The 19,473-nt window shown below is 39.0% G+C and carries 18 protein-coding genes and 1 other annotated feature; of the genes, 4 read left to right on the top strand and 14 right to left on the bottom strand.

What is annotated here, in order from left to right:
• A complete protein-coding gene (gene ilvA / locus FN924_RS09220) occupies positions 1–1,260 on the bottom strand; it encodes a threonine ammonia-lyase IlvA (RefSeq protein WP_143893821.1) in 1,260 nt (419 codons plus the stop codon).
• A 290-nt stretch (positions 1,261–1,550) separates the two neighbouring features.
• Between ilvA and FN924_RS09215 the strand changes: the two genes are divergently transcribed.
• Together FN924_RS09215 and FN924_RS09210 are read left to right on the top strand one after the other, a co-directional pair.
• Positions 1,551–1,835: a hypothetical protein gene (locus FN924_RS09215; protein ID WP_143893819.1), complete on the top strand. Its 285-nt coding sequence runs from the start codon at positions 1,551–1,553 to the stop codon at positions 1,833–1,835.
• Between the two features lie 96 nt (positions 1,836–1,931).
• The gene (locus FN924_RS09210; protein ID WP_143893817.1) at positions 1,932–3,428 is read left to right on the top strand and encodes a glycine betaine uptake BCCT transporter; all 1,497 of its coding nucleotides are present in this window, start codon (positions 1,932–1,934) and stop codon (positions 3,426–3,428) included.
• 72 nt (positions 3,429–3,500) lie between these two features.
• Here FN924_RS09210 and FN924_RS09205 read toward each other — a convergent pair whose 3' ends face one another.
• The 7 genes from FN924_RS09205 to proB form a co-directional block, all read right to left on the bottom strand.
• On the bottom strand, positions 3,501–4,268 hold the full coding sequence (locus FN924_RS09205; protein WP_143893815.1) for a DeoR/GlpR family DNA-binding transcription regulator: 768 nt from the start codon (positions 4,266–4,268) through the stop codon (positions 3,501–3,503).
• A gap of 142 nt (positions 4,269–4,410) precedes the next feature.
• On the bottom strand, positions 4,411–5,331 hold the full coding sequence (gene cysK / locus FN924_RS09200; protein ID WP_143893813.1) for a cysteine synthase A: 921 nt from the start codon (positions 5,329–5,331) through the stop codon (positions 4,411–4,413).
• A gap of 23 nt (positions 5,332–5,354) precedes the next feature.
• Positions 5,355–5,648 (bottom strand): rhodanese-like domain-containing protein, encoded by a 294-nt coding sequence (locus FN924_RS09195; protein ID WP_143893811.1) that lies wholly within the window; start codon positions 5,646–5,648, stop codon positions 5,355–5,357.
• A 134-nt stretch (positions 5,649–5,782) separates the two neighbouring features.
• The gene (gene uvsE / locus FN924_RS09190) at positions 5,783–6,745 is read right to left on the bottom strand and encodes a UV DNA damage repair endonuclease UvsE (protein WP_143893809.1); all 963 of its coding nucleotides are present in this window, start codon (positions 6,743–6,745) and stop codon (positions 5,783–5,785) included.
• A gap of 209 nt (positions 6,746–6,954) precedes the next feature.
• Positions 6,955–7,881, bottom strand: a complete 927-nt coding sequence (locus FN924_RS09185; protein ID WP_143893807.1) for a manganese-dependent inorganic pyrophosphatase — start codon at positions 7,879–7,881, stop codon at positions 6,955–6,957.
• A gap of 109 nt (positions 7,882–7,990) precedes the next feature.
• Positions 7,991–9,238: a glutamate-5-semialdehyde dehydrogenase gene (locus FN924_RS09180; RefSeq protein WP_143893805.1), complete on the bottom strand. Its 1,248-nt coding sequence runs from the start codon at positions 9,236–9,238 to the stop codon at positions 7,991–7,993.
• On the bottom strand, positions 9,235–10,359 hold the full coding sequence (gene proB / locus FN924_RS09175; protein ID WP_143893803.1) for a glutamate 5-kinase: 1,125 nt from the start codon (positions 10,357–10,359) through the stop codon (positions 9,235–9,237). The genes FN924_RS09180 and proB overlap by 4 nt, the downstream gene beginning before the upstream one ends.
• Before the next feature lie 58 nt (positions 10,360–10,417).
• Positions 10,418–10,642: a binding site (T-box leader), on the bottom strand.
• A 194-nt stretch (positions 10,643–10,836) separates the two neighbouring features.
• Between proB and FN924_RS09170 the strand changes: the two genes are divergently transcribed.
• Both FN924_RS09170 and FN924_RS09165 read left to right on the top strand, forming a co-directional pair.
• Positions 10,837–11,454 carry a YitT family protein gene (locus FN924_RS09170; RefSeq protein ID WP_143893801.1) on the top strand — a complete coding sequence of 206 codons (618 nt, stop codon included), beginning with the start codon at positions 10,837–10,839 and terminating at the stop codon, positions 11,452–11,454.
• A gap of 76 nt (positions 11,455–11,530) precedes the next feature.
• Positions 11,531–12,499, top strand: a complete 969-nt coding sequence (locus tag FN924_RS09165) for a tripartite tricarboxylate transporter substrate binding protein (protein ID WP_143893799.1) — start codon at positions 11,531–11,533, stop codon at positions 12,497–12,499.
• A gap of 210 nt (positions 12,500–12,709) precedes the next feature.
• Here FN924_RS09165 and FN924_RS19860 read toward each other — a convergent pair whose 3' ends face one another.
• The 6 genes from FN924_RS19860 to gltD form a co-directional block, all read right to left on the bottom strand.
• On the bottom strand, positions 12,710–12,832 hold the full coding sequence (locus FN924_RS19860) for a DUF1565 domain-containing protein (protein ID WP_143893797.1): 123 nt from the start codon (positions 12,830–12,832) through the stop codon (positions 12,710–12,712).
• A 156-nt stretch (positions 12,833–12,988) separates the two neighbouring features.
• On the bottom strand, positions 12,989–14,944 hold the full coding sequence (locus FN924_RS09155; protein WP_158633976.1) for a tripartite tricarboxylate transporter permease: 1,956 nt from the start codon (positions 14,942–14,944) through the stop codon (positions 12,989–12,991).
• A 57-nt stretch (positions 14,945–15,001) separates the two neighbouring features.
• Positions 15,002–15,304, bottom strand: coding sequence for a hypothetical protein (locus FN924_RS09150; protein ID WP_143893793.1), 303 nt, complete (start codon positions 15,302–15,304; stop codon positions 15,002–15,004).
• Positions 15,305–15,316: 12 nt separating this feature from the next.
• Complete coding sequence (locus FN924_RS09145; protein WP_407692017.1) at positions 15,317–16,519, bottom strand: MFS transporter; 1,203 nt, start codon at positions 16,517–16,519, stop codon at positions 15,317–15,319.
• Positions 16,520–16,731: 212 nt separating this feature from the next.
• A complete protein-coding gene (locus FN924_RS09140; RefSeq protein WP_143893789.1) occupies positions 16,732–17,805 on the bottom strand; it encodes a branched-chain amino acid aminotransferase in 1,074 nt (357 codons plus the stop codon).
• Between the two features lie 159 nt (positions 17,806–17,964).
• A complete protein-coding gene (gene gltD, locus FN924_RS09135) occupies positions 17,965–19,461 on the bottom strand; it encodes a glutamate synthase small subunit (RefSeq protein WP_143893788.1) in 1,497 nt (498 codons plus the stop codon).
• Positions 19,462–19,473: the final 12 nt, after the last annotated feature.

Here is a 19,473-nt window from a genome sequence, read left to right as displayed (position 1 = left end):
TCAAATCAATAGATTAAATAAATCTTGATCCTTGTTGATTTCAATGTAAGTAAACCCTTTTTTATTCATACGATTGATTAGTGGTTCATAATCACTTCTGTGTTTTAATTCAATTCCGACTAGTACGGGGCCTTTATCTCGATTGTTTTTCTTCGTATATTCAAAACGAGTAATATCATCCGTTTCTCCTAAGACTTCGTCCATGAACTCTCTTAGAGCACCAGCTCGTTGTGGAAAGTTTACGATAAAGTAATGTTTGTAGCCTTCAAATATTAAAGAACGCTCTTTGATTTCTTGCATGCGATCTAGGTCATTGTTCCCTCCGGAAACAACACAGACAATGTTTTTCCCTTTAATCTGGTCCTTGTAAAAATCCAAAGCTGCAACTGGTAAAGCACCAGCGGGTTCTGCTACAATGGCATTTTCACTATACAAGTCCACAATCGTCGTACTAATTTTCCCTTCTGGTACGAGAACGATATCATCAATAATATCCTTCGCAATATCGAACGATAAATTTCCGACTTGCTTGACACTTGCTCCATCTACAAATTTATCAATTTTGTCCAGGCGCACTACCTTATTCGCTTGTAGGGATGCATGCATACTAGGCGCCCCAGCAGGCTCTACGCCAATCACTTTTGTATCGGGACTTATATGTTTAAAATAAGATCCGATTCCAGAAATCAGTCCACCTCCACCAATCCCCATAAAAATATGATCAATTGGTTCATCCATACTTTCTAAAATTTCTAAAGCAATTGTCCCTTGGCCAGTAATCGTTCTATAGTCATCGAAAGGATGAATGAATTGCATAGTATGCTCTTCACAATAAGCTACTGCTTCTTGATAGGAATCGTCAAACGTATCTCCAGTTAAAATAATGTCCACAAATGGGCCACCGAAAAATTCTACTCTCGAAACCTTTTGTCTTGGTGTCGTCGTAGGCATAAATATTTTTCCATTAACTCCCAATGCTTTACAGGAATAAGCAACTCCTTGGGCATGGTTACCAGCACTGGCGCATACTACTCCGTTTTGAAGCTCTTCACTTGTGAGACTTTGCATGAAATTGTATGCTCCACGAATTTTAAAAGAGCGAACAACCTGAAGGTCTTCCCGCTTTAAATACACATTACAATTGTACCGTTCGGATAAAATTGTGTCTTTCTGTAACGGTGTTTTAACCACTATATCCTTTAAGTTTTGATGTGCAATGATAATGTCCTTAACATCAATGGATTTTAATTTTGTACTCATCAGCTTACCCTTCCTACCCTCTAAAATTGTTAGACTCATACTAACACAAATGAATAGAATAGAAAACTAAGAATTTTCAAAATTTAATGCTTTTTATTGATTTGACAATGAAAGCGCTAACTAAACACATTTATATTTATTATTGTATTTGTTTATTTATTCATTTCGGAACATTGTTAAATCTGGGTGGATGTCCGTTACGCCATCTGACCTATATCATATGATAATCATGCATAAACCAATAGATACTCCCCAAAAGTGGGAACAGCGTAGAAAGGAGAAAGAGATATATGTATCAGCATCATTTACATGGATATCACCCAGCTGCAAATGTGGAAGACGAACGTTACGGAATAGGACCTGTTGGTGCAGGCTTAGTTGGCTTAGGACTTGGCTATTTAGGCGGAGAACTTTTTGAAAATAATTATTATGGTGGGTATTGGGGGCGTCCTCGTCCTGGCTATGGCTATGGATACGGTCCTAGTTATGGATACGGTTTTGGTCCTCGCCCACGTCCTAGACCTCGTCCGCGTCCTTATGGCTATGGATACGGATTTGGTCCTGGTCCATTTTAAGAATAAAAGAGGGCCACAAGCAGCCCTCGCTTACATAAGAATATTTAAGCCTTCTTCACTCATACTATAACTAGTTTGTATGAAGGAGGTTTAAAGATGAAAAGACAATCACAAAATCCAGTCTTTTGGATATCTGCGATTATTATCACATTGTTCGTTGTCTGGGGGGCTATTTTCCCACAAGCATTAGAGACCCAAGCATCTCTTATATTTGGCTTTACCACACGAAATTTCAGTTGGTTTTACTTACTATCCGTGATGTTTTTCATTATTTTCCTTCTCTTCTTAGCCTTTTCCAAATATGGTAAGATTAGACTAGGAAAAGATGATTCAAAACCAGACTATCCATTCTTTACATGGATCGGTATGCTATTTAGTGCAGGGTTTGGAGTTGGACTTGTATTCTGGGGGATTGCAGAACCGTTAAGTCACTTCTTTCATCCCCCTTTAGGAGAAACACGTTTAACACCTGAAGCAGCACGTTTAGCCATGCATTACTCCTTCTTCCATTGGGGAGTGCATCAATGGTCTGTGTTTGCATTAGTAGGTCTAGCAATTGCCTATTTTCAATTTCGAAAAGAAGAAAATGGTTTAGTGAGCACTACCTTTAACCCTCTAATAGGAAATAAAGATAAAACAGCATTGCGCCAAACCATTGAAATTTTGGCCGTCATAGCTACTGTAATGGGTGTTGCTACATCCCTAGGTATGGGAATTTTACAGATTAATGGTGGAATGAATTATGTATTTAATATTCCCAATAACGCAACCATTCAAATCATAATCACAGTAATTTTGCTTGGTTTGTATTTAGCTTCTTCAACGACGGGATTGAATAAAGGAATTAAATATTTAAGCAACCTGAACCTTGGGTTAGCTCTGTTATTAATGGTTGTTGTACTCATACTAGGTCCAACAGCATTCATATTAAAAACCTTGACGCTCGGCATTGGAGACTACATCCAAGATTTTATCGTGTATAGCCTACGTTTAACCCCATATAAGGGTGGAACTTGGGTCCGAGATTGGACTGTTTTTTATTGGGCATGGGCAATCGCTTGGTCTCCTTTTGTTGGATCCTTTGTTGCGCGTGTGTCTAAAGGGAGAACAATCCGAGAATTTGTTATTGGCGTGTTAATCGTCCCTCCGTTAATTGCGATTATATGGATTTCGATTTTCGGAGGCTCCGCACTTCACCTTGATTTGTTTAATGGCACGAATATCGCCGAAGCAGTAGACAAAGATATCACGAGTGCGCTTTTTAAAACATTTGATTACTTTCCGTTAACCGGTCTTCTTTCTGTGCTAGCGATTTTGCTGATCTTTACATTTTTGATTACATCAGCAGATTCAGCAACGTTTGTATTGGCAATGCTAACAACAAACGGAAGCCTAAATCCTGGAATGTTTGTCAAAATTATTTGGGGGATCTTGATGGCCGCTATTTCGATTGTACTTATTATTAGCAGTGGCTTACAAGGGTTACAAACCGCTTCCTTACTTTCTGCACTACCGTTTACGGCCATCCTCATTGTCATGAGCATTTCTCTTTTTAAAGCACTATCTAAAGAAAAAAATAAGAATCCAGGTTAATCCCTGGATTCTTTCCCACCGCATACCCTAATAGTTACGCCTTTTGCAAGTTACGCCTATTAACTCCTACATTTATTCTTGTTCCGTTACAAGTAACTCCACATGATTAGCCTCTAATAAATCTTGAAAATATTTATCTGGTGTTTGATCAGTTATAAGTAAATCCACTTCATCCAACGTAGCAAACTGATAAAAATCTGTTACCCCAATTTTAGTATGATCAGCAAGTACAATGACTTGTTTCGCTTGTTGGATAACTTTCCTTTTCACCATGCCATCTTCCTCTTGCGCGATGGTCAAACCTTGTTCTGAAATTCCTACTACACCAATAAATGCTTTATCCACATAGTAGCTCGAAAGCTTCTCTAAAACGGATGCACCGTATAAAAATCGATGCTGTTTTTCAAGCATACCACCCAATAAAAAAATGTTCGCCACGTGATTGGATGATAAAATATCTGCCTGGTTTATAGAATTCGTAATAATTGTACATGGGACAGGTCCAATTTGTTCTGCGCAAGATTGAACTGTCGTTGAAGCATCCAATATGATTTTGTCTCCAGGCTTGACTAAACTCGCAGCTTTTCTACCAATTTCTTTCTTTTGATGAGATCCTACTTTCAAACGACTCGTATAATCTGCTACTGGTTGAGAAGGCGAGCTCGGTAAGATTGCTCCTCCCCGAGTTCGCACAATCTCACCTAGTTCTTCCAACTTCACTAAATCACGCCGTGCCGTATCTCGAGAAACGTTAAATAAGGAGCAAATATTCTCAACACTGATTCGGTTATGTTTTTTTAAGTAGTTCATGATGGAGATGATTCGCTCTTCCTGATACACAGGTCTCTCTCCTTTAAGTATATACAATGTTTTATAAGTAATTATAAGTAATGTTTGTGCAACAAGCAATTACTTTAAGTTAATTTAAGTGATTTTAAGTAAAACTAATAATAAAAAAGACCCTATGGATAATCATAAGGTCTTATTCATTAAATAAGTTCATACTTAAATACCGTTCACCTGTGTCTGGGGCAATACAAAGTACCTTTTTGCCTTTACCTAGCTTTTTAGCAACTTGAATGGCTGCATATACAGCAGCTCCTCCAGATAAACCAGTGAATAATCCTTCTTTAGCAGCTAAATCTCTTAACATGTAAACAGCATCATCATCTTCTATTTGAATGATTTCGTCATATATATCGGTGTTTAAAATAGTTGGAATAAAACCAGGACTCGTTCCAACTAGTTTATGACTCCCAGGCTTCCCACCTGATAGAACAGGAGAGCCTTTTGGTTCAACGACAGCGATGTGTAGATTTTCTATCCATTCTTTAAGTTTTTCGCCTGTTCCAGTGATCGTTCCACCTGTCCCTGCTGTAGCTACAAACGCATCCAGTTTTCCATCCATTTGTTCATAAATTTCTTTTGCTGTCGTTTCTTTATGAATAGCTGGGTTCGCAGGGTTCTCAAATTGTTGTGGAATCATACTATTAGGAATTTCTTTATGTAGTTGCTTCGCTTTTTCAATAGCTCCCGGCATTTTATCCTTACTAGGTGTAAGAACTACTTCCGCGCCATATGCTTTTAATAAGTTTATCCGTTCTTTAGTTGCATTGTCCGGCATCACTAATATGGCCTTATACCCTTTGGCAGCGGCAACCATTGCCAAGCCAATTCCAGTGTTGCCGCTTGTCGGTTCAATAATGGTTTGTCCAGGTTTAATTAAACCGTTTTCTTCCGCACGTGTAATCATGTTAGAAGCCGCACGATCTTTTACACTTCTAGAAGGATTAAACATTTCAAGCTTTACAAAGATATCCGCTGCTTCCTCTGGAACAACCCGGTTCAATTTGACAACAGGTGTATTCCCAATTAATTCTGTCATATTCTGTACGACTTTCATGCCATCCCCCCTTTTTCAGTTAGTTATTCTACTTCTCCAGTCCATTCCAGCATTCCACCAACCATATTTGTCGTGTTAAATCCATGCTCCTCCAGCATCATTCCGGCCATCTCACTTCTTCTACCAGAGCGACAAATTAAGATGATTTCTTTCGATTTATCTAATTCATCCATTCTTCCCTCTAACGTTCCAAGTGCAATATGGTTTGCTCCTGGAATCATTCCTTGTGCCACTTCTTCATCTTCTCTAACATCTACAATTTGGTATTTGTCGTCCTTTACTAGTGCTTCTACTTGCTCCGTAGTTAATTCTTTCATCTCTATCAACCAACCTTTTCATTTTCTTCTAGATGTACATATCATATCAATCTGTTCTTTCATATGGCAACCTTCGCGCTTCTTTGACACGTTCATACACATTCTAGTACTTTAAACAAACGTTTGATCAAACTTTATATTTCAAATACAGCACCTTCATGCCATGTAATATCTGGATCCTTTTTCAACTCTTTTACAAGTTTAAAAAGTGCCGCATCCTTTTGCTTTGCCTCAATCATACAATCAATCCTTGGTGTAGTCCCGCTTACCTCTTTTAAAAACGTTTTAAACATTTCTGGATCTACATAATCTGCATGATGGCGAAACTGATTTTCCGATTTTGGACTTGAAATATGCATTTTTACAGGATTGCGGGAATGCTTCCATGTGTTTACAATTCGCTCCCAATACTGTGTCCAATCCGCATCACGGTGATTAGCTGCATGATGATGGAAATCAAAGACATGAGGAATCTCCAGCTTTTCAGATAAATACAAGACATCCTCCACGTTATACGTTTTATCATCATTTTCTAATATGATAGTGTTTTGAATACGTGGGGAGATTTTTCCCCAATTTTCTATAAATCTCTCTAATGCTGCCTCTTTATTACCATAGCTACCACCAACATGTAGCACACATTTATGCGAAGGGTCCTCTCCCATAGCCGTTAACATATTGTAATGATACACAAGGTTATATATCGATTGCTTCAACACTTCCGTTTTTGGTGTGTTTAGTACAACGAAGTGGTCAGGATGAAAGCCTATTCGCATACGATGCTTCCGTGCATAATTCCCGAGTTCCTTAAATGCCGGAGCTAAGTCTGCTTTATAGTCCCAATCTGCTAGTTCCTCATGAGTAGCTAGAGGAATGATACGTGAACTCATTCTAAAAAATTTTATTCCACTTGCCCGGTTATGCTTTAACAATCGTAGACAATTCTCAATATTGGATAAGGCAACACTTCGCAGTTTTCCTAAAGCCGCGTCACGGTCTGAAATAGATGAAAAAGTTTTCCAAGTGACAGTTTGGGATGGAGAGCAATTCTTTACTTGTACACTCATGGATACATAGCCTAATCGAAACAAAGTCAAAACGACACACTCCTTTTAGTTTCATGCTTTTAGAGTGTGCCAAATCTCCTGTTTTACTTACATTCTGTAGAGAAAAATCACTCCCTGTCTATTCATGCGCTTTCCCAGGAAATCACTTATAAAAAATCCGTGACACGAAAACGACCACACGCTTTATATATTTCTAAATATAACAAAACCTCCCACCAGTAGGCGGAAGGTCTTATAACTTATTTCAATGCATCGGTTAAGAATGGAACAACTTGTTTCTTACGTGAAACAACCCCTTGTAACAGTGCTGTGTGGTTGTCTAAGGTCACATTAAATGCTTTTTCTACTGCATTTTTTTGAGCTCCTAATGCAAGCCCTACGGAGTCATTTGCAAGAATATCCGTAACGACAAGCAAGAATAAATCCAAGCCCTTTTCTTGAATAGTACTATTCATAGCAGCTTCTAACGCTGGTTGACTCGCAAGTACCTCATCTGTATCCACTGTATTAACTTGCGCAATTTGGACTTTATGAGTACCCATTTGGAATTCTTTTGCATCCAATGAAATTAATTGCTCTGGCGTTTTATCACTTAAATCCGCTCCAGCTTTTAGCATTGCTAATCCATATACTTCCGCATCCACTTTCGCAATATCCGCAAGCTCTTTTGCAGCTTGGATATCTTCATCTGTGCATGTCGGAGATTTGAATAATAAAGAGTCAGAAATTATAGCAGATAATAAGAGCCCTGCAATATTTTCTTTAATCGTCACTCCGTTTTCTTTGTATAACTTATTTAAAATGGTCGCGGTACATCCAACAGGTTCCGCACGGTAATATAACGGATCACTCGTTTCAAAATTTGCGATTCGATGATGATCAATTACTTCCAAAACTTTTACTTGATCAATGTCGTCAGCACTTTGTTGTTTTTCATTATGGTCAACTAATATAACATGACTCACTTCATCTGATACACGCTCTACCAATCTAGGTGCCTCAATTTTAAAGTAATCTAAGGCATATTTTGTTTCTCCACTCACTTCTCCTAATCGAACTGCCTCAGCTTGCATACCTAACTCTTTTTTTAAATCTGCATAAGCGATAGCCGAACAAATCGTATCCGTATCGGGATTCTTGTGTCCGAAGACAAGTACTTTTTCCATTTTCAAAACTCCTTACATATCAAAGTTTCTTGCTAATTTAATCAATAGCGATTTCCGCCCCTTATTTTACCATAAGAAGACTGCGACTCTCATCTAATACGACCATTTTTTATTGTTTAATCTGTCCAGATCCACGAATCGTATATTTTGTCGATGTCAATGCGTCTAAACCCATAGGTCCTCTTGCATGTAGCTTTTGAGTACTAATCCCAATTTCTGCACCAAATCCAAATTCAAATCCGTCGGTAAAACGTGTAGAGGCATTGTGATATAAGGCAGCAGCATCTACCGATGTAAAAAAACGGGAAACGTTTTGTTCATTATTCGTTATAATCGCTTCTGAGTGTTTTGTGCTGTAACGGTTAATATGTTCAATTGCTTCATCTAAACCCGTAACTACTCTTAAAGCTACTACTAAATCTAAGTATTCGGTTTCCCAGTCCGTTTCGGTTGCAGCATTCAGACTCGAATTCCATTCTCGTGCTTGTTGATCAGCTTTTATTTCTACTTCTTTTTCTTTTAGTCGTTGAATTAATTTATTGACGTGATTTTTAGCCCAATTTTCGTGAACAAGTATGGTTTCAAGTGCGTTACAAACAGAAGGTCGTTGCGTTTTGGCATTTACGACAATATCAATAGCCATTTGGACATCCGCACTTTCATCAATAAAGATGTGACAGTTTCCAGCACCAGTTTCCAAAACCGGTACAGATGATTGTTCCACCACAGTTTGGATTAGTTTCCTTCCACCTCTTGGAATAAGGACGTCAATAAAATCAGTTAACCGGAACATCTGGGCTGCAAGATCCCTACTAGTATCCTCCAGTAGCTCAATTGTTTGTGTTGGAATGGAGGTCTCCTCTAATGCCTTTTTCATGACGTGAACCAATGCTATATTGGAATGAATGGCAGTTCGACTACCTCTTAATAAAACAGCATTTCCTGTTTTTAAACAAAGGCTAGCGGCATCTACAGTCACGTTGGGTCTAGCTTCATAGATCATCCCGATTACACCAATTGGCACCGCTCTTTTCTCTAAACGGAGACCATTGGGCCTTTCCCAACTTTCTGTGATTCGTCCGATAGGATCCTTTAATTCTGTGAGTTGTTCAACAGCTGCCGCTATATCCAGAATTCTTTCCCTTGAAAGGGAAATTCGATCAATAACCGAGTTATGAATTCCTTCCTCCATAGCATTTTGAACATCCTTGTAATTCTCTTCAAGAATATAGTTTTCATACTCTCGCAAGCGTCTAGATATCAAGGATAGAGCTTTGTTCTTCTGCTCCGTCGTCGCAACCGCAACTTGTTGACTAGCTCTTTTAACATGTTCAGCCTTTCTTAATAATTCATTCATACTAATCCCTCCTTTCGTAATACGACCATTTTGTCACGATGGATTGCCTCTGCTTTAGACTGATTCGTTTGTTTCATAGCATCCTGGCTTCGTAAGCCTTTAATCATTTGAAGTTCTTGGGAAGAATAGCTTACTTGGCCCTTTGCAACCATCTCATCTTGGAGGTTACGTACCTCAACAACCTCCCCAACTGAAAAATTACCTTGTATATCTATAATTCCTGCAGGTAGCAAACTCTTTCCTTCTGTTGAAATTGCTTGCTCCGCGCCAGGATCAATAATAAGTAATCCTTGAACAAGAGAATGAAAAGCAATCCATTGTTTCGACTTTCCTACACCGTGATCACTAGGGACCCCAATATAAGTTCCATTACCCTTTCCATTTAAAATATCTTGAAAATCGTCTGTAGATCCTCCATTTCCTATAAAAACTTTAACTCCTAACGATGTAGCGGTTTTCGCTGCAATCAACTTCGATTTTATTCCACCTGTCCCAAATTTCGTGGTTAGATGTGAACTTGTCGAATGTATGAGTTCATCCGATATAGAAGGTAAAAACTGATAGCGCTTCATGGACGGAGACGATCTCGGGTCTGCTGGATAGATTCCATCAATGTCTGTTAAAAGGAAGAGATAATCCGCATTCATTAACCCACTTACAAGAGTGGAAAGCATATCGTTATCCCCAAATGTTAGTTCATCAATAGATACAGAATCATTTTCATTGATAATTGGAAGTACCGATCTCTTCATTAATTCTGATAATGTTGTAAATACGTTACTGTATTGATGTTGATCCGTAAAAGAATCTCTCGTTAATAGTAACTGAGCAGACACGATTTCATGCTTGTGAAACGCTGTAGTATAGGCGTGAATAAGTAACCCTTGACCAACTGCAGCAGAAGCCTGCTTCCCTTCTATTGTAACGGGTCGATTGGGATAGCCAAGAGCTTGGAAACCAGCTGCAACAGCACCAGACGAAACGAGAATGACTTCATGACCTGCCTTTCGAAGTCCAGCAATTGCCGATACATAGTGCTCTAATTTTTCTGGACTTAGGCCCCCTTTATCTTCAGATAAGGAGCTACTTCCAATTTTTATGACAATTCTCTGCTTTTCCATTTACACAACCTCTTTTCACGCAAATAAAAAACTCTTTCCACCTCAAGCATGAATCATGCTGAAGGACGGAAAGAGTGACATCCGCGGTACCACCTTGTTTGATTTAGATAATCCTATCTAAATCCCCTCAATCCATTAACGCTGGTTCTTACGGTTGAGTTTTTAGCTCAACAAGCTACAAGGGTAGGTTCAAAGGCTCTTACATCTGTAAAACCTTTCAGCCAATGGGTTTTACTCTCTTTGATGTAGAATTCCTTTTACTAATCCTTATCATCACTAAATTTTTGGAATTGTTAAAAATTATTATGGTTTATTGTTGCGTTACTGTCAAGCGTTTTTATGTATAACATTCTAGCTTATCTGTAATGAAATGATGTCAATAGAAATACACATGGAGTAGGACAAGTTTTTTTATTTCGTCGTACGAGGTGACTTGCATGAAACCATTAAATCTTTGTTTAAAAGAAGAATATTATTATGAATGATTTTCTATACAAATACGGATATGTAACAGCTGGTAGCTTCTTGCAAGGACTGGCGATGGCTGTCTTTTTATTTCCTCATTCCATCCCTTCCGGGGGATCAGCAGGCATTGCGGTTCTGTTAAACTATTGGTTTAACATGCCGCTTAGTTTCGCGTTATGGCTTGTGAACTTTTCGTTACTCGTTGCAGCTATCTATTGGCTTGGCAATGCAAGTGCGATTGGTACCATGTATGCTATTACCATAACTTCGATTAGTGTACACATCTGTAGCAACATGATATCTCCTTTTAACGTATGGATTGACTTAATCATTGGAGCCATTATTCTCGGAAACGGAATTGGGATGTTATTAAAGCAAAATGTATCGAATGGAGGCATGGGAGTAATGGCTCTCATTGTGACCAAATATCGCCATATACCACCCGGTAAACCACTCCTCTTTTTTAATGGATCTGTCTTTATATTAACCGGTACAATTATAGCTTGGCAGATTATCGTCCAAGCTTTAATCTGTCAATGGATTTCGACCAAAGTAGTAGACGATATCCATACCGAAAAACGATCCTTTCATTGGCTGCGGTTGTTAATATCCAAATTACAACGCACTTAAAAAACTGAATTTTGAAGGACAACATTTAAAACGTAAGATTGCTGCATACCCTTTTCTAGAAAGGGGCTGAAATATCATGAAAAAGTTCGTGATAGGATTCGTTCTGATCTTACTCAGTATTGGAATGATTGGTTGTTCCAAACAGGCTTCTTCCACCAAGGATTTTCCAGAGAAGTCCATACAGCTGATTGTTGCCTTTTCAGCTGGAGCTGCCACAGATACACAGGCAAGGATTATTGCAAAACATGCAAAGAAATATCTCGGCCAAGAATTGGTCGTTGTGAATAAGCCAGGTGGCGGAGGCCAAGTTGGATGGAATGAGTTTTCAACGGTTAAGGAAGACGGATACACGTTAGCGGCGTATAACCTCCCGCATATCATTACACAGCCTTTAGTTAGCGATACAACCTTCCAATTAAATACATTTGAGCCATTGATTAATTGGGGCGGTGATCCAACTGTATTTGCTGTAAAGGGAGATAGTGATATTCAAACGCTGGATGAATTAATTTCAAAATCGAAAGAATCCCCAAATACTATGACTATCGGGAACCCAGGCAAATATGTTGGACAGCATCTTGCCATTCTCCTTCTTGAGCAAGCCGCTGGTATTCAAGTAGAAGCTGTTCCTTATCAAGGGTCGTCGGATGCGATAGCTGCACTCTTAGGTGGTCACATTGACGTGGTTGCTGGAAATTTATCCGATATTTACAGGTTAGGAGATGATGTAACCCCTTTGGCAATTGCCACAGAAGAACGTCATTCTTTTATGCCAGACCTTCCTACTTTTAAGGAGCTTGGATATCCAACCGTTATAATGAGTACGGATCGTGGAATTGCCGCTGTAAAAGGTACCCCACCAGAGATTATTGAGAAATTGGAAGCTGCTTTCTTAAAGCTGATGGAGGATGAAGAATTTCTTGCGGACATGAAAAAAGCAGGTGCAGATATGCTAATTATGGATCGAAACGAAGCTAAAGAGGATATGAAAAATAGGCAAGAAAAATATAAGGCACTATTAGAAACCATCGATATCCCTAAATAAAAACGGTAGTCTTCTAACCTTTCCATAGCAAGTTTCCAGGGTTATAAGTCTATTCAATGGTAAAAGGCACTTGGAATACTCCCCCAAGTGCCTTACTATCTGTAAGTTATCATTAGAATCCAAGTCCACATCATAATACTATCTTTCTGGAATTCCAAAACTGTGAACACAATTTATTATTATTTTTCCAATCGGAAAACGATTTGTTCTTTATTCATTTCTTACATATATTTTAGTTCCTGAATTTGCTATATTTACTTCCTTTTGAATCGTTTTAAAAGGTTTTTGTTTACTTCCAATGTTTTTGTCGTTGCCATTTGGAGAAACAAACAATACATTTTAAGGAGGAGCAGTTTCTACTGTTATTTCACGAGCAACTCCCTCCAATAACCAAAAACAACAAAAACAGTGTTATTGCTACTTTACATTTTCTCATCCATTGTTAACACTTTTCCCACCAAGTTTCTTTTGGTCCCATAACATTCTATATTAAAATAGTGAAATTGCGTACGGAAGTGGAACTTTAATCACGACTGTAAAGATTGCATACATTGCAGCTGTAAATAAAATAGAAATAGACGATATTCGGAGCCAAGACACTTCAATCCATCGCTTCCATTTAGCAAAACTCGCAACACTCATTAAGAGTAGAAATACTTGACTGTAGAAACCAATCCAAACTAATCCAGAAGAAAGAATACACACTAACACAATTAAAAACCAAATTGAGGATGGTTTCCACGATGATATATCCGTATTTGGCTGATAAAGTGCTTTTCCATATTCAATAACGGCTAAAATTACGAATGCAAGCATTGTAAATAGTGGAAACCATTTTTGCTGTGGAGGAAGTCCTATCATCCAATACATACTAATAGCGCATAGAATAACAATTCCTAACCATACCATAGCGGGAACTGAAAAGAACCTTATATGGTTACGCTGAGCGTATTCCGACTTTGGTTTCCGTTGTTTCCAAGCTTGATAGATAGAAGCTAGGATGGTGATTACTACTAACATAGATAAAGCGATATTCCAGCCACCAGTGAAAAAATACGTCCAAACGGAGCCTTCTGCTTTTCCTACTTGAATCCCTTGTAGCAATCCTTCCTCTGCAATAGGACCTAAGATAAACCCTAAAGCGATTGGGGCTGCAGAAAAATTAGCTTTTTGCAACAGATACATCACAATCCCAAGCCCAACAACGGTGTACACATCGAACACACTGTTCTGCATTGTATAAGCTCCAATAATAGAAAAAGACAAAATAACAGGTGCCATGATGTATGCTGGAATGGAGGACAATTTGACAAAGTAGCGGATTAGGGCTAATCCAATTACTAGTAAAGCAATTTGTGCTACTACCATGCTAAGCATGAACAAGTTCGCTGTATCAGCATGTTCTACGAACAAACTTCGGCCTGGCCATATTCCGTGAATGAGCAAACCGCCTAGAAATATAGCAGCTGTTGGTGATCCTGGAATCCCTAACGTTAATAGTGGAATCAGTGCTCCTCCAATCATTGCGTTGTTAGCACTTTCTGACGTAATGATTCCTCGTGGATCCCCTTTCCCAAAGGAAGCTTTATCCTTTGAAAACCGTTTCGTTTCATTATAAGCAAGAATAGACGCTATATTTCCACCTGCCCCTGGAATCATTCCGACAAACATCCCAAGCCCACTACCAATTAGTAAGGACTTAGGCTTTCGATAGATTGTTTTAAAGGATGCTACTATGGAGGAAGGTTCAAAGGAATACGTATTCTTATTGTTTGAGTTAGAATTCTTTAACCCTTCTAAAATATTAATCGCTTGCGGAAACGCAAATAATCCAATCAACACTGCTACAATATTGAAACCGCCAACAAAGCTTTCCATTCCAAATGTAAATCGTGGGGTTCCTGTAATACTGTGAATGCCAACGCAGGCTAATAAAACCCCAATACAGCCGCCGATTAGATTTTTTGTGACGGAACCATCGGAAATGGCTGCAATAACGGTTAGGCCAAATAAAGCAATCCATAGATTTTCGGCTGGCCCAAATTCCAAAGAGAATTGTGCAAATACTGGTGCGAAGAAAAGTAAAAGCAACATACCAAATAAGCCACCCACAACAGAGGAAATGGTCGACAATTCTAATGCTTTTCGAGCTTGACCGTTTCTTGTCATGGGATAGCCATCAAAGGTAGTTGCTACAGAAGCGGGTGCCCCTGGCACATTGAATAAAATTGCAGGGATAGAACCTCCATATACACTTCCACAAAATATACTTCCTAATATAATTAGTCCTTGCGTCGGGCCAAGTGTAAACGTGAATGGGATCATTAATGCAACGCCCATTGTTGGGGTTAAACCCGGTAGTGCTCCTACAACAATTCCAATTAACATCCCCACTACTAGAACTAATATATTTTGCCATTCTAATAACTGGAAAATGACTTCCATATCCATCCCCCTCATTACTGAGCTAGGATATGGTATTCATCTATTGGCCTAGATGTGTTAGGATTTCTCTTCGGATTTACTCTTATCCTCTTTCTTTTCTAACTCCACTTTCTTTCCACCAACTGTTAAGTATGTGTACACTTCGAGTTTCGGTTTGATTTTAGAAAGACCTTGCAAATATGGATTAACCAGATCTTTAAAATCCTCATAAACCCCTTCTTCTTCTAATTGTCCATACACATACATCTTGGTTTCTTCCATAAGAAAAGCCATGTATCCCACTGCTTTGTCATTATCATCTAATATATTTAAGACTTGAGCATCCTCTTTTAAGAATTCTGGTGAAAAATAAATTTGCACAAAAATCTCCTCCTATTCACTCGTTAGTTGAAGTTTCGTAAACAACGTATTTGTTTGGCTATCCGATTCGTTACCCGCTGTATTATTTTCCGGTTTAATGAGTAGTAAGCATAATAAGAATACGAATAAAGTTAATCCTGCTGTTGATAGAAACATTCCTGTTCTTGACCAGCTCATCAGCCATCCGTAAACCGGTGGTCCTGCTGCAACTCCTAAAAAACGAACAGAACCGTATAAGGATGTAACGACTCCTCGTCTTGCTGCCCCTACGGAACCAGTAATTAGGCTGTTCAGGCAAGGAAGAACGAGTCCTGTTCCGATACTACTTAATATGAGTATCCCAATGAAAAGGATCAAACGTTCAAAAAAGACGAGAGAGACAAACGAAAGTGTCATGATTAACAAACCGACAATAATTAACTTCTTCATTACCTTTAGGTTTTTCCCAATTTTGCTTCCTGTCGTAAAAGAAGTCGACATCAGAAATAATAAAGGAATGGCAAGGATACAGCCCTTTAATATGCCATCGATGTTATATTCTGTCTCCAATACATCGGAAATATAAAAAAGAACGCCGAATAACGTGAAGAGACAGGTAGCTCCTGCCAAATAAGTGGTAAGCAGCCACTTACCTTCCGTTTTAAAAACAGAGAATAAACCTCTGACATACTTCCCAAACGGTGGTGGCTGTTTCGTTTTTTTCTTTTCTTTTACGAAAAATGCTGTTAGTAGAACAGAAACTAAACAAAAAATAGGAAATCCCCAAAAAGGACCATACCAAACGATTAAAGCTAAAGCTGAACCAACTATAGGAGATAAAACCTTCCCAAAACCATTGGATGCTTCTACCAATCCAAGTACTTTACTCTGTTGACCGCCTTTAAACAAATCCCCTGTTAGAGCCATTGCTATAGGTGCGGTTCCTGCAGCTCCCACCCCTTGTAAGGTGCGTCCGACAATGATCCACAAATAAGCATTATCTATCCAAGCAGATGCTATTCCTGCTAGCAATCCGCCGAGTCCATAAATAATAAGGGATGGTACGATAATTGCTTTTCTTGAAAATCGATCGGACAAATAGCCAAATATAGGAATACAGATGGCCGCGGCAATAGAAAAAATGGTAATCGTCATACTCACTTGAAATGAACTAAGCTTTAAGTTTGATTGCATGGCTGGTAAAATAGGAATCAACATTGAATTCCCAAGTGTCATAATCAACGGAATCGAACTTATTGCCAATATAACTAAGCCTTGTTTTGGTTGTTTAGACAAGCTGATTACACATTCCCTTCTTTTTCGTTTGACTGTCTGTATGCAATCAGTCTTCTGTTAGCATTACCAAAAACACCGGCTTTATTTACAAATAAATTAAGCACTCCAAAAGTTGGAGTGCTTAATTTTTCTATTGTGGACTTTTTCTGTGACTAAGAAACTTCAATAATCCAATTAAAGGTATCTTCTTTTGTCCCATACTGAATTCCGGTTAGTGTATCATATAACCGCTGGGAAACCTCTCCGATTTTGCCGCCGTTAATTGCAAGCTTTTCACCGTTCCAGGACAATTCGCCAACTGGTGAAATAACGGCAGCTGTCCCAGTACCAAACGCTTCTTCTAATAATCCATCTTTATATGCTTGATAAATCTCGTCGATGGATATCTTTTTTTCGATTACTGGAATTCCCCAGTGCTGTAACAGTGTAATAACCGAGTTGCGGGTAACCCCTTCTAATATGCTGCCGTTCAAACTAGGAGTAATCACTTCTCCGTCTACTTTAAAGAACATGTTCATACTTCCTACTTCTTCGATATATTTCTTCTCCACACCATCTAACCATAGAACCTGTGCATAGCCTTTTTCAGCAACCAGCTCTTGAGCCTTTAGACTTGAAGCATAGTTCCCTGCCGTTTTAGCCTCTCCTGTACCACCATTCACAGCGCGAACAAACGTTTGTTCAACTGCGATTTTCACAGGATTAATCCCCTCTTTATAGTAAGCGCCTACAGGAGATAAAATAATAATAAACTGATACCGTTTTGATGGTGCTACCCCTAAGTATGGTTCTGTGGAGATTATGAACGGACGTATGTATAATGACGTTCCTGGAGCTGTTGGAATCCAATCTTTTTCTAATCTCACTAGTTCTCGAATTGCTTGTAAGGCAAACTCCTCGTCAATCTCCGGGATACAAAGTCTTCTATTAGACCGATTTAATCGTTCCATATTTTTATTCGGACGAAATAACCGAACATGTCCATCCTTTGTTTTATAGGCTTTTAACCCTTCAAAAACGGTTTGTCCATAATGAAATACAATGGCCGCGGGATCCAGTGTAATAGGCTGATAAGGCAGGATTCTCGGACTATGCCAGCCATCCTCTAAGGAGTAGTCCATTATAAACATATGATCCGTAAAAATTTTGCCGAACTCCAATGATTCGGCATTTGGCTTCGGTTTTTCCGTTGTAGTGTACGTTATTTGTATCTCTTGATTTTCCATACTATTCCCCTCATCTATGTCATGATTTAGTACCTCTATAATAACACTTTATCAAACTTCATACTTCCTCAAAGGATTATCCAGTTACTGACCAACTGTAACTAGAAATAGACCTGATGCGTTCAACGCATCAGGTCTACCCTTAATGTCATTGCCATATTACATAGCAAGCTGGCTAGGTAAAGTACTAGCCCCCATTAAATAATGATCGACCTTATGAGCAACCTCTCTACCTTCATTTATCGCCCAAACAATTAAACTTTGTCCTCTTCTAACATCTCCGGCAGCAAATACTCCATCTACACTCGTTTCGAATTTTCCATATTCTGCTGCTACTTTTCGATTTTGAACGTGAACACCAAACTCTTTTAGCACTTCTTGTTCGGGGCCTTCAAACCCAATCGCTATAAGAACAAGCTGAGCTGGCCATACTTTTTCAGTTCCTGGTATTTCCTCATAGACGAACATACCACTTTCATCTCGTACTTTTCTCATCTCAATCGTATGAAGCTCCTTAAGATTACCGTTTTCATCTGATACAAACTTCTTCGTTTGAATCGAATATTGACGAGGATCCTCCCCAAATTTTGCCTTTGCCTCTTTATGTGCATATTCTAGCCCAAATACATGAGGATACTCTGGCCATAGGTTATTGGATGTTCTAGCCATCGGTAATTGCGGATGTTTCCCAAACTGTACGATACTGTTACAATCTTGACGTAAAGCAGTTGCAATACAGTCAGCACCCGTATCTCCACCGCCGATTACAATAACATCTTTACCTTTTGCATCAATATATTGTCCATCTTTTAAATCCGAATCTAACAGGCTTTTGGTAGATAGTGTTAAATAATCCATCGCAAATTCTACCCCTTTAGATTCACGACCTTCAATGACTAAATCACGATGCTTTTGCGCACCAGTACAAAGGATAACTGCGTCAAACTGTTTATTTAATTCAGTGGATGTAATATCTTTTCCTACTTCCGTATTGGTTACGAATGAAATACCTTCTTCATTCAATAAGTTTACACGGCGCTCCACAACACGCTTTTCTAGCTTCATGCTTGGAATTCCGTACATAAGTAAGCCACCGATACGGTCTGATTTTTCATACACAGTAACAGAATGTCCAGCTTGATTTAGTTGATCAGCGGCTGCAAGACCTGCAGGACCAGAGCCGACGATTGCAACCTTTCTACCAGTACGCTTTTTCGGGATTCGAGGAGTGATCCATCCATTTTCAAACCCTTTGTCGATGATTGCTCTTTCAATGTTTTTAATCGTTACAGCAGGATCAGAAATCGCTACTGTACAAGATCCTTCACAGGGGGCTGGACAAACTCTTCCTGTGAATTCAGGAAAGTTATTGGTCTTCATTAAACGTTCCAGCGCTTCCTTCCATCTCCCTTTATACACAAGGTCGTTCCATTCTGGAATTAGGTTGTAGACAGGACAACCTGAGGTTGCCCCACCAATCTCCATTCCAATGTGACAAAAAGGAGTCCCACAATCCATACAGCGTGCTCCTTGCCGTTGTAACACTTCATCTGAGAAAGGAGCAGAGTATTCATTCCAATCCTGTAAACGAGTCTTTGGATTTCGTTCCTGGGCTTCTTCACGCTTATAATCGATAAAACCTGTTGCTTTTCCCATTTCTCTCTCTCC

It is taken from the genome of Radiobacillus deserti (genome assembly GCF_007301515.1).
GTDB lineage: Bacteria > Bacillota > Bacilli > Bacillales > Amphibacillaceae > Radiobacillus > Radiobacillus deserti.
This window is presented reverse-complemented; position numbering and strand designations above follow the sequence as displayed.

Coding starts and splice junctions, on each gene's coding strand:
- FN924_RS09195 (WP_143893811.1), bottom strand. CDS start 5,648: ATGAAAGAATTAACTACGGAGCAAGTAGAAGCACTAGTAAAGGACGAC.
- FN924_RS09145 (WP_407692017.1), bottom strand. CDS start 16,519: ATGACACTTGGGAATTCAATGTTGATTCCTATTTTACCAGCCATGCAA.
- FN924_RS09170 (WP_143893801.1), top strand. CDS start 10,837: ATGAATGATTTTCTATACAAATACGGATATGTAACAGCTGGTAGCTTC.
- FN924_RS09155 (WP_158633976.1), bottom strand. CDS start 14,944: ATGGAAGTCATTTTCCAGTTATTAGAATGGCAAAATATATTAGTTCTA.
- proB (WP_143893803.1), bottom strand. CDS start 10,359: ATGGAAAAGCAGAGAATTGTCATAAAAATTGGAAGTAGCTCCTTATCT.
- FN924_RS09180 (WP_143893805.1), bottom strand. CDS start 9,238: ATGAATGAATTATTAAGAAAGGCTGAACATGTTAAAAGAGCTAGTCAA.
- FN924_RS09185 (WP_143893807.1), bottom strand. CDS start 7,881: ATGGAAAAAGTACTTGTCTTCGGACACAAGAATCCCGATACGGATACG.
- FN924_RS09140 (WP_143893789.1), bottom strand. CDS start 17,805: ATGGAAAATCAAGAGATACAAATAACGTACACTACAACGGAAAAACCG.
- cysK (WP_143893813.1), bottom strand. CDS start 5,331: ATGAAAGTCGTACAGAATATGACAGAATTAATTGGGAATACACCTGTT.
- FN924_RS09215 (WP_143893819.1), top strand. CDS start 1,551: ATGTATCAGCATCATTTACATGGATATCACCCAGCTGCAAATGTGGAA.
- FN924_RS09210 (WP_143893817.1), top strand. CDS start 1,932: ATGAAAAGACAATCACAAAATCCAGTCTTTTGGATATCTGCGATTATT.
- gltD (WP_143893788.1), bottom strand. CDS start 19,461: ATGGGAAAAGCAACAGGTTTTATCGATTATAAGCGTGAAGAAGCCCAG.
- FN924_RS09165 (WP_143893799.1), top strand. CDS start 11,531: ATGAAAAAGTTCGTGATAGGATTCGTTCTGATCTTACTCAGTATTGGA.
- ilvA (WP_143893821.1), bottom strand. CDS start 1,260: ATGAGTACAAAATTAAAATCCATTGATGTTAAGGACATTATCATTGCA.